The sequence below is a fragment of the Actinoplanes oryzae genome (assembly GCF_030757795.1).
GTDB lineage: Bacteria > Actinomycetota > Actinomycetes > Mycobacteriales > Micromonosporaceae > Actinoplanes.
Genome location: NZ_JAUQWH010000060.1, coordinates 36,018 through 45,880 on the forward strand (window position 1 = coordinate 36,018; position 9,863 = coordinate 45,880).

General features: G+C 72.9%; 5 protein-coding genes. 1 reads left to right on the top strand and 4 read right to left on the bottom strand.

Annotation, left to right across the window (positions count from 1 at the left end; translation table 11 throughout):
* Positions 1-38: 38 nt before the first annotated feature.
* The 4 genes from RBH18_RS20600 to RBH18_RS20615 all read right to left on the bottom strand — a co-directional run bounded on the left by RBH18_RS20600 (position 39) and on the right by RBH18_RS20615 (position 9,030).
* On the bottom strand, positions 39-497 hold the full coding sequence (locus RBH18_RS20600) for a WapI family immunity protein (RefSeq protein WP_306210183.1): 459 nt from the start codon (positions 495-497) through the stop codon (positions 39-41).
* Positions 494-2,662, bottom strand: coding sequence for an RHS repeat domain-containing protein (locus tag RBH18_RS20605; protein WP_306210184.1), 2,169 nt, complete (start codon positions 2,660-2,662; stop codon positions 494-496). Before RBH18_RS20605 ends, RBH18_RS20600 begins: the two co-directional genes overlap by 4 nt.
* Positions 2,560-4,776, bottom strand: a complete 2,217-nt coding sequence (locus RBH18_RS20610; protein WP_306210186.1) for a DUF6531 domain-containing protein — start codon at positions 4,774-4,776, stop codon at positions 2,560-2,562. Before RBH18_RS20610 ends, RBH18_RS20605 begins: the two co-directional genes overlap by 103 nt.
* 135 nt (positions 4,777-4,911) lie before the next feature.
* A complete protein-coding gene (locus tag RBH18_RS20615; protein ID WP_306210188.1) occupies positions 4,912-9,030 on the bottom strand; it encodes a carboxypeptidase regulatory-like domain-containing protein in 4,119 nt (1,372 codons plus the stop codon).
* Positions 9,031-9,123: 93 nt separating this feature from the next.
* On the opposite strand from RBH18_RS20615, the gene RBH18_RS20620 reads away from it, so the two are divergent.
* Positions 9,124-9,863: TrmB family transcriptional regulator (locus RBH18_RS20620; RefSeq protein ID WP_306210190.1), on the top strand; the 740-nt coding region annotated here is incomplete at its 3' end.

The following is a 9,863-nucleotide window of genomic DNA, read 5'->3' on the forward strand; positions in this document are numbered from 1 at the left end:
CGAACATGTGCACCCCCGTGACAGTCGACCCCGCAAGTCTACTGTGGTGTCCCAAGCACCGGGAAGGCCTCCTCCAGCGCGATCAGGGCGCTGATCACCGGTGGCAGGTAGCTCTGGTCCAGGCCGCGGATGCGGAAGTGCAGCTGGTTGCCGCTGCCGTGGGCGTCGATCGCCCGCCCCGTCACGGTGATCAGGCCGCGCGCCTCCACGGCCACCGTGAGGTGCAGCCAGTCCTCCATGGACTTCAGCGTCGCGGTGCCGGTCAGGTCGGCGTAGACCCGCTCGAGCTCCTCGCGGAAGGCACGGAACTCCTCCGCCCGCAGGCTCGCCGGAATGTCGCCGGTGAACCCGCCGACGGCGATGTCGACCGGGGTGTGCAGCCAGTTGCCGTCCCAGAAGTCGCTCGCCGAGCCGTGCACGCGCCCGAGGGCCGAGATGGTCACCGTGCCGGCCTCGGCCGCGCCGATCACCACGGTGGGGCGCTCGGACTCTGTCATTGCGGGATCACCGTCACCACGTCGCCGTTCGAGTTGGTTATGACTTTCACGCCGGTCGTTCCCGGGTTGGCGATCTCGGCCTCGACGACGCTGGGAGGGATGTTACGCGGGCTGGGACCGTACTTGGCCCACCACTGTCCGAACTCCCTGGTCCCCGGGGTGAGCCCCTCCCGCGCCGCGCGGTCCAGCGCTCGCCGCTCCAGCAGCGCCCGGACCTGCGGGGTGTCGGGCGCCATCCGCTCGAGCGCGTGCTCGGTGTACCACCGGCCGCCGATCTTCGCGCCGCCGCCGGCCTCGGGCAGGGTCCAGCCGGTTTCCTCCCGGGGCCGCGTCTTCCCGCCGAGCCGCCCGCCGGCCGCACCGGCGCCCCCGCCGATCAGCAGGTCGAGTGCGATGCCCTGCGGGTCGAACGGGTCCTGGCCGGTGGCCCCGCGGGCGGTCGCGCCGCCGGCAACGCCGCTCACGCCGCCGGTCACGACGTTGCGGAGCAGCGGCGACGCGCCGGCCAGCAGCCGGCTGCCCCCGACGAGCAGACCGGCCGCGCCGCCGACCCCGCCGGAGACGCCACCCACCAGCATGTCGAGGCCGAGCTGTCCCGGGTCGACCGTGCCGGTTGTGTACTTCTGGACGCCCACGCTGATGCCACCGGAGATCAGCGCCCCCGAGGTGGCCAGCAGCGCGACGCCCGCCACGCCGCCGACGCCCGTGAACATCAGGGCCACGCCGCCGACGATCATGGCCCCGGCCGCGATGTACTGCCAGTTCTCGCCCAGCCAGTCGCCGGCGATCTCGAAGGCTCCCCGGCTCATCTGGTCGCGGTAGGCGCGCAGGGCCTCGTCCGTGACCGGCCGCTGCCCGAGCGGATCGACCAGGCCGACCGGGTTGTTGCCGGCGTAGTGGTACGGGTGGCCCGCCCCGGCGGTGCCCGCGACCGGTTCCAGCGGATCCGGCTGCAGGAAGGACCGGGTGTCCGGGTCGTAGACCCGGTCCCGCAGCCAGACGTGACCGGCGAACTCCAGCTCGCCCCGGAAGCCGGCGCCGGGCCCGCCGGGCCGGGCCGGTGCGCCCCAGACGTCCCGGCCGGCCGGGTCGGCGAAGCCGTCGCCCCACGGCACCGGTGCGTCGCCGATCCAGCACGGCGGCCCGAGCGGATCCGTGCTGTCCCACAACACCGGAGTCCCGGCGACCTCGGCAAGCTCGCCGAGCCCGTCCACGGTGACGCCCACCGTGCCGATCCTGGTCAACCGGCCCAGATCGTCCCATCGGTATTCGACCCGCCGGTCCGGGCCGTCCTCCGCGATGCGCCGGCCGGCAGCGTCGTACGCGAACCGGGTCACCGAGTCGCCCGCCCGCCGGGTGGTCAGCTGACCGGCCGGATCGTAGGAATACTCCACCGAGGACTCGCGGATCAGCCGGCCGTTCCGGTCATAGGCGAACTCCAGGTCACCGGCCGCCACCAGCTGACCCGCCGCGTCGTACCGGAAGGGTGTCGTCCGGCCGTTCTCGGTGACCGCGATGACGCGGCCGTCCGTGTCCCGGTCCAGGCGAACGGATCGGCCGCCCACCCGGCACGAGGCCAGATCACCATCCTCGTACGCCCAGCTCGCCACCGATCCGGCGCCGATCAGCCGCCCGGACTCGTCCCGGGTGAGCGTGATCTCGCCGAGCACCGGATCACGGATCGCCGACACCAGCCCGGCGCCGTCGTGGTCGTACTCGACCCGGGTGCCGTCCGGAAAGCCCAGGGCCGACCGGTTGCCGTCCGCGTCGTAGGACCACGTCAGGCCCAGCGCTCCCCGGCGGCGCTCGACGAGGCGGCCGGAGGCGTCCCAGCGCTGATCGATGCGCGGGGCACCGGGCTCGTCGACCGCGACGACCCGGCCGAGCGCGTCCCGGGCCACGGTGATGGTCACCCGGTCGCCGGCGGCCACCGAGCCGATCCGGCCGGACCGGTCCCGCGTCCAGCGCACCCGGCGCCCGGAGGCGTCGCGCCGGCTGACCACCCGGCCGGCCGCGTCGTACTCCAGGGTGGTGGTGCGGCCCAGCGGGTCGGTCTCCGCGATCAGCCGCCCGGCGAGACCTCCCGCAGCACCCGGCCGGCCGGTGTGTACTCGATCCGGGTGACCCCGCCCGACGGGTCCTCGACCGTGGTCCGCCGCCCGCACCTGTCGTAAGCGGCCCGCGTCTTCGTGCCGTCCGGCCGGATCTGCGCGACCGCCCGGCCCAGTGGGTCGTACTCGAACGCGGCGGACGTCACGCCGTCGTCCACCCGGGTCACCCGGCCGGCGAGGTCGACGGTGGCCGTGTAGTGGGTGCCGACCGGGTCCACAGTGCCGACGAGGTGGCCGGCGACGTCGTACTCGCGCAGCCAGGTCGCGCCGGCCGGATCGGTCGTACTGACCAGCCGGGACAGCGCGTCGTAGCTGTGGTCCCACTTCGCCCCGTCGGACGCGAGCACCCGCACGACGTTGCCGAGCCTGTCGTACTGCCGCAGGTCGGTGTCGCCCAGCGGGCCGATCGTGGCCTCGATGCCGCCGTGGGCGCCGTACCGGATCTCGTGCCGGGCGCCGGTCGGGTCGACGACGGCGGTCCGGCGGCCGGCTGCGGTGTGTTCCCAGCGCCAAGTCGTCCCGTCCGGGCCGCGGCGGGCCGACGGCCAGCCGTACGCGTCGTACGCGAAGGTGGTCCGCCGGCCCGTCGGCGTGATCGCCGCGACGACCCGGCCGGTGGCATCCCGTTCCAGGCGCGCGGTGTTGCCCAGGGCATCCGTCGTGGCGGTCACGCTTCCGTCGGCGTCGTGCTGCAGGGTCAGCACGACGCCGTCCGGGTCCGTGATGCGCCGGATCACCCCGTCGCGGACGTCGAGCCGGGTGATGCCGCCCTCCGCGTCAATGACCTCGCTCGGTGTGCGCTCCGCGCCGTCGTACCGGAAGGTGGTCGCCGCACCGGTCGACGCGGTCACCGTTACCGGCCGGCCCGCGTCGTCGTACGCGTAGCCGAACGCAGCGCCCCCGTGCAGCACCCGCCGGACCGGCCGGCACTGCTCGTCCCACTCCGTCACCTCGATCGCACCGTTGCGATCGGTGAGCAGCACGGGGTTGCCCCACGCGTCATAGGTACGACTCAGCCGCTGCCCGTGCCCGTCGGTGACACTGAGCAGCCGGCCGGCGTCGTCGTGCACGTACGTGGTGGCGGGGCTGTCCTCCTCGTCGCCCGCCGTCACGGTGACGTGGCCCGGAAGGTAGAGGAACCGGGTGAGCTGCCCGAACCGCGACACCTGGGTCAGCACCCGACCGTCGGCGTCGTAGGTGTTGGTCGCCTCGGCAACACCGTCCGCGTCCAGCACTGCCACGATTCGCTCATCCACTGTGTATCGGCGCTCGCCCGCGGCGACCAGGTGGCCGTCCCGATACGTGTACCCGACCTGCCGCCCGTCCGACGCGGTCACGGCCACCACCCGGCCGCCCGCCCACTCGAACCGCAGGGCCCGCCCACCGGCCCGGGTCAGCGTCGTCAGCCGCCCGTCCTCGTACCCGCATGTGATCGACCCGTCGATCCGCGCCGGCCGGCCGGCCTCGTCGAACTCCCACACCCGTCCGTCGAACCAGCGCAGCACCAAGCCCGGGCTGCCCGCGGTGACGCGGCCTCCGATGCCGATGACCCGGCCGTACGCTTCGCCTTCGCGCGGGAACACCGCCCGCTGCCCGTCCGGCCCCGTGTAGTGAGCACCGTCCGCGCGGGCGGTCAGGCGCGCATCTGTCCACGACGACCAGCCCGGCCCGAACGCCCCGGCGACGTCCGACCGGCTGTTGTACGTCCGGCGCAGGGGCAGGACGCCGGGCAGATCGGTCTCCGCGAGCAGGAAGTTGCCGCTCGCCGTGTTGACCGGGTCGTCCGCGTAGCCGGTGGTGGCCGGGAACCCGTACGCCACCGGGCTGTCGAAGGTGACCGAGGCCCGGCCGCCGGTCAGCCCCGCGGCCCGCAGGCTCGCCTCGATCGCCGCGTCCGGCAGCCGGGTCGGCCCGCCGTCGCCGCCGGCCGCCCGGAAGGCCGCGGCGATCTGCGCCACCCACTTGGCGTCCGCCTCGTTCAGCTCGATGTACCGGCCGAACGCGGCGATCAGCGAGGACGCGTCGAGACTGCCCCAGCGGTTGCCGGCCTGGAAGTCCGCGTACGCCGCCCGGGTCCGGCCGTCCTCGGTGCGCAACTCGTCGTCGGCCGCCCGGCTGCCGCCGACGAAGGCGTCCAGGTCATCGGGCCGCGCCGAGCTCGTGGACATGCCCGCTCAGCTCCGGCTCGCGCTGTGCTCGGCCACGATCGTCTCCCACCTGGAGAAGTGGCGCGCAGTGCCGCCGAGTGTAGCGACATTTCTCGATGAACAACGCCCCGGCCGGAGCCGGGGCGCTGCGTGCGGTCAGGGCCGGTGGCCGGCCAGGAACTCGGCCACCGCGGCCGGGGTCATCGTGCTGTTGGGGGTCAGGGCGAAGTCGGTCGTGGTCGTCGTTCCCTTCGTGAGCGACGCGAGCTTCATGGCCGGGGTGTAGCCGTCCTTGGCCGCGATCACCTGCACCGGGCCCAGCTTCGCGTCCAGCCACAGGTGGTACGCGCCCCCGGCGTCGGTGGTGAGCGTGTAGGTCGCCGGGCCGCAGTCGCCCGTCGCCGTGTCGTACGACACGCACAGCGCCACCGTGGCGCCGGGGACGGCGGCGCCGGATTTCGACGTGACCGTGCCGGCGATCTGGCCCCAGGTGGCGGGCGGGGTCACGGTCAGCGAGACCGCGACGGGGGCCGGGGTGGCGTACGGGGAATCGGTCGTGACGAGCACCTGCCCCTCGTACGTGCCGAGCTGGTCCAGCACCGAGCTGTCGGCCGTGACCTTGACCGCCACCGTGCGTCCCGGGGCGACCGTGAAGTCGGTTCTGCCGAGCGACAGCCACGGGACGTCGGTGCCGCAGTCGATGTAGCCGGGCAGGGTCTCGACCCACGGCGTGCCGATCAGCCCGCTGTACGCGCCGCCGACCTTGTAGATGCCGCACGCCGCCGCGCCACGGTAGGTCGGCCAGCCCACGTTCGGCAGGGCCGCCCACGTGTCGGTCGCGGGGTTGTACTCGTACGCCTGGTTGGTGATGGCGCTGCCCTGCTGGACGACGCCTCCCATGACCTGGAAGCGACCGTTGGCGACCGTGGTGGCCGCGCCCCACAGGTCGGCGGGCAGCGCTTCCTTCTTGACCCACGCGCCGGCGCCCGGCGTCAGCGTCCACGTGTCGGTGAACGTGTTCGCCCCGCCGGCCGTGCCACCCGTGCAGATCACCTCGTCGGCGAAGCCGCCGCAGTTGAGGTAGCTGACGGTCGCCGGGTAGTCGGGGGCCGCGGACCACGTGTCGGTGGCCGGGTCGTAGACGTGCACCTTGTTCGTCCGGGTGCAGGACGACGTGGTGCAGCCGGCGATCACGTAGAGCTTGCCGCCGGCGATGGCGCTGCCGGCCTTCGCCGCCGGGGCGGGGAGGTCGGCCTTCTGCGTCCAGGTCCCGGTCTTCGGGCTGTAGGCGTAGGTCGCCCTGTTCTGCGCCGTCGTGCCGTCCCAGCCTCCTGTCACGTAGAGCGTGTCACCGATGAAGCCACCGGCGTGCCCGGCGATCGGCTTGGGCAGGCTCGGGCCCGCGGTCCAGGCCTTCGTCGCCGGGTCGTAGACGTACATCGTGTCGAAGCGGGTGAAGCCGGTCGTGCCGCCCACGGAGTAGACCTTGCCGTGGCTGGCCGCCGCCAGGTTGTCCAGCACCACGTCCGGGTAGTCGGCGACCTCCGACCAGGGTGCGGCGTCGGCGCCGACCGGGACGGGCGGGGTTTGCGATGCGCCGGCGGCTTCCGCGTCCGAGACCTGGGTCTTGACGGTGCGGGCCGCGGCGCCGGTCTGGTGCGCGTACGGCGAGAAGCCGCCGCTGTCCTCGCCCAGGTGGACAGCCACGGGACTCTGCCCGTCGTTGCCGAACGTGATCGTGCCCGCGGTCGCGGACTTGCCGAGCACCACCTCCGCGCTCAAGGACGACTTGTTGACGGTCAGCAGGCCGGCCTTCAGGCGAACGTCCGCCCGCTTGAGCCCGTCCTTCTTGACGCTCACCTTAAGCGCCGCCGGGGTGTAGCGGCCATTCGTCGCGGTAAGAGTGGTGGAGCCTGTACTCGAGCTGTACAGCCAGTAGTACCCGTCCTCGTCGGTCACGCCGAACTCGGTGGGGTGCTTGTCGCTCGTGACTACCGCGCCCGCCAGCGGCGCCAGCGTGTTGTCGTCCTTGACGACGCCCGCGACCAGGCCGCCGGTCAGCGGCTCGCAGCTGCGCGTGCCGACGAGGACGTTGTCGAGCAGCCAGCTGCGGCTCCACCCGCCGACGAAGTGGAAGCGGACCTGCACGTTCTTCTGGTTCGCCAGCTGGGGCAACGGCAGGTCGATGTGGTAGCCGCCGCTGGGCAGCGAGAAGACCTCCTGCCAGCTCGTCCCGCCGTCCAGGCTCAGGTCGATCGTCGCCGACTGGTCGGGGAACCAGACGTAGTAGCTGTCGAAGGCCAGCTCCGGCTTGGCGTGGCCGGACAGGTCGACGACCGGCGACACGAGGTAGGTGTCCTGTTTCCCGCCCTCGCCCCAGATGTCGGAGTCGACGAGCGCGAGCTCCCCGTCGCTGTCGGGCACCGGGTTGGCGTACCGGTAGGTGTCGAAGTTCCAGGTCTGGCCGGTGCCGGCCGCGTCGGTGATCGTCCAGCCGTTCTTGGCGGTGGTGCCGGTCCAGCCGGTGAAGGACTCGCTGACGCCGGTGTCCTGGAAGCCGTAACCGGGCGCGGTGCAGTCCTCGAGCACCGGGACGGCGATGTTCTTCGTGACGTTCTTCGCCGCCACGTTCACCGTCAGCGAGGACGAGGCGTAGCCGGGCAGATCCTCCGCGGAGACGTGGAAGGTGTAGTCCTTGCCGGCGGGCAGCGTCACCGAGTATTCGCCGGTGAACGGGTCGGAGTGGACGGCGCCGTCCGGGTAGCCGTCGATGGTGATCGTCGCGCCGAGCGGCCAGCCGTGGCCCGAGCCGTCCTTCACGACCCCGCTGACCGTCTTGCTGGCGAGCGCGGTGAGGGTGAAGTCGGCGGTCGCCTTCTCGCCGGTGGTCACCGTGACGCTCTTCGCCGCGGTGCTGTAGCCGAAGGCGGTGACGGCGAGATCGTACGTGCCGGCGGTCGCGTGCAGGTCGTACTTGCCGTCCGTACCCGTCGTCGCCGTGAAGGAGGACGCGGTCACCGTCGCACCCTTGATCGGCTTGCCGGCGGTGTCGGTGACGGTGCCGACGACATCGCCGCTGTCACCGAGGGTCAGCGCGGACACGCCCTGCGGCGAACCGAGACCGGTGGGGCCGTCCCAGCCGGGGCTCGCCTCGCACAGCTGGTCGCCGCACGTGCCGTTGGTGCCCTCGGTGATGTCGAAGAGGCCGCGGCCCGTCGCGTACGGGTAGGTCACCGGGTAGGTGCCCGGCGTGGGCGCGCCGGCCAGCGCGTGCATGGCCGCGACGAGCGGGGCGGACAGCGACGTGCCGCCGTACTGGGCCCAGCCGTCGATGCCGTACGTGCCGTAGACGCTGAGGCCCGTCGCCGGGTCCGCCAGCGCGGAGATGTCCGCCGACGCGCGGCTGGCGCACGCGGTGTCCACGCCGGCCTGCCAGTCGGGCTTGGGCTCGTACACCGAGCAGCCGGAGCCGGCCTCGTCCCAGGCGGTCTCGTGCCAGCCGCGCGCGGAGTCGTCGCGGTCGAGGCGGGTGCCGCCGACCCCGGTGACGTACGGGCTCGTCGCCGGGTAGCTCTGCACGTTGCCCGTGTCGCCGCTGGACACGGTCACGACCACGCCGGGGTGGTCGTAGTACTGGTCGAACTGCTGGGCGTACGGGGTCTCGCCGTCGATGCCGTACGAGTTGGAGACCGCCATGGCGCCCAGCTCGACCGCCATGTTGACCGCGGCGCCCATGTCGTCCATGTAGGACGTGTCCGACTGGACCAGCAGGATGTCACACCGGGGGCAGACCGCGGACACGGCGTCGAGGTCGAGTGCCTGCTCGCCGGCCCAGCCCTCGTCCTGCGGCGGATAGTCGGTGCCGCCGCGCTGGTCGACCTTGCGGAAGCAGCCGTTGTCGGTGGTGCAGGCGGGCAACCCGTAGTGGTCGCGCCAGACGGCCAGGTCGGCCTCGGCATTGGTGTATCCGTACGCGTCGACGATGGCGACGGTCATCCCGTCGCCGCCGTCGGGCAGCTGATAGGCGTCCTGGATGTCGGCGGGCCCGAGCGCGGTGGGCAGCGGCCCCGCCGCGGCGGCGCGCTTCGCCTTCGGGTCGGACCACTGGACGGCGTAGCAGCGGGCGCGCGGCACCTCGCCCGCCTTGGCCTGCTGCTGCTCGTTGCACGCGGCGGGCTTCTCGGCAGGTGCGGCGGGCGCGGCACTGGCGGGCGTCCCGATCAGGGATCCCGCGACGACGAGGATCGCGGCCAGCGACCCCAACATGCGTTTCATATCGATGGACGCTGACATGCTTGCGCCAGATGCGACAAGATGATGATCGATGCGGCTTCACGCCAGGTGGCAGGAATACGACAGGGGACGCGGATGTGGCAGTCGGTCGGGATCCCGGAGACCGAGGCGCGGGTCTACGAGGCGCTGATCCCGCAGGGCCAGGCGACGGTCGCCGGGCTCGCGGCCCGCACGGAGCTGCCGCCGCCACGGGTCACCCGGGCGCTGGGCGAGCTGGTCGGGCGCGGACTCGTCACCCGTACGCCCGGCAGGCCCGCCCGATACGCCGCGGTGGCCCCCGCCCTCGCCGGCTCGGTGCTCATCGCCAAGCGGGAGAACGAGCTCGGCCGGCTGCAGGAGCACCTCCAGCGGCTCGACGAGGCGTTCCACGCCGAGCGGGTCGCCCGGCACCGCGCCCGGAGCATCGAGGTCGTCGAGGGCGCGTCCCACGTGTACCGCGCGTTCGTCCGCATCCAGCGCTCGGCGCGGATCGAGGTGCGCTCGTTCGACAAGCCGCCCTACTTCGTGCCGCCCGGCGAGCTCGGCGACGACGGCCCCAACCACGAGGAACGCCGGCACCTGTCCACCGGCCGCGTCGGCTACCGGGTGGTCTACGACCCGGCGTCGGTGACGCTGCCCGGCCGCATGGACAACATCCTCGAGGGCATCCGCCGCGGCGAGCGCGCCCGCACCGGCCCCGAGCTGCCGGTGAAGCTGGTCATCAGCGACGACCGGGAGGCCATCGTCAGCTCGGCGGCGGACCATCGCGCGGAGATCGCGTACGTGCTGCATCCGTCGTCGCTGTTCGACCTGACCGCCGGCCTGTTCGAGGCGGT

What these genes read in the sequence shown, in the direction of transcription:
- RBH18_RS20600 (WP_306210183.1), bottom strand. Translation starts at nt 497, where the DNA reads ATGACAGAGTCCGAGCGCCCCACCGTGGTGATCGGCGCGGCCGAGGCC.
- RBH18_RS20610 (WP_306210186.1), bottom strand. Translation starts at nt 4,776, where the DNA reads ATGTCCACGAGCTCGGCGCGGCCCGATGACCTGGACGCCTTCGTCGGC.
- RBH18_RS20615 (WP_306210188.1), bottom strand. Translation starts at nt 9,030, where the DNA reads ATGAAACGCATGTTGGGGTCGCTGGCCGCGATCCTCGTCGTCGCGGGA.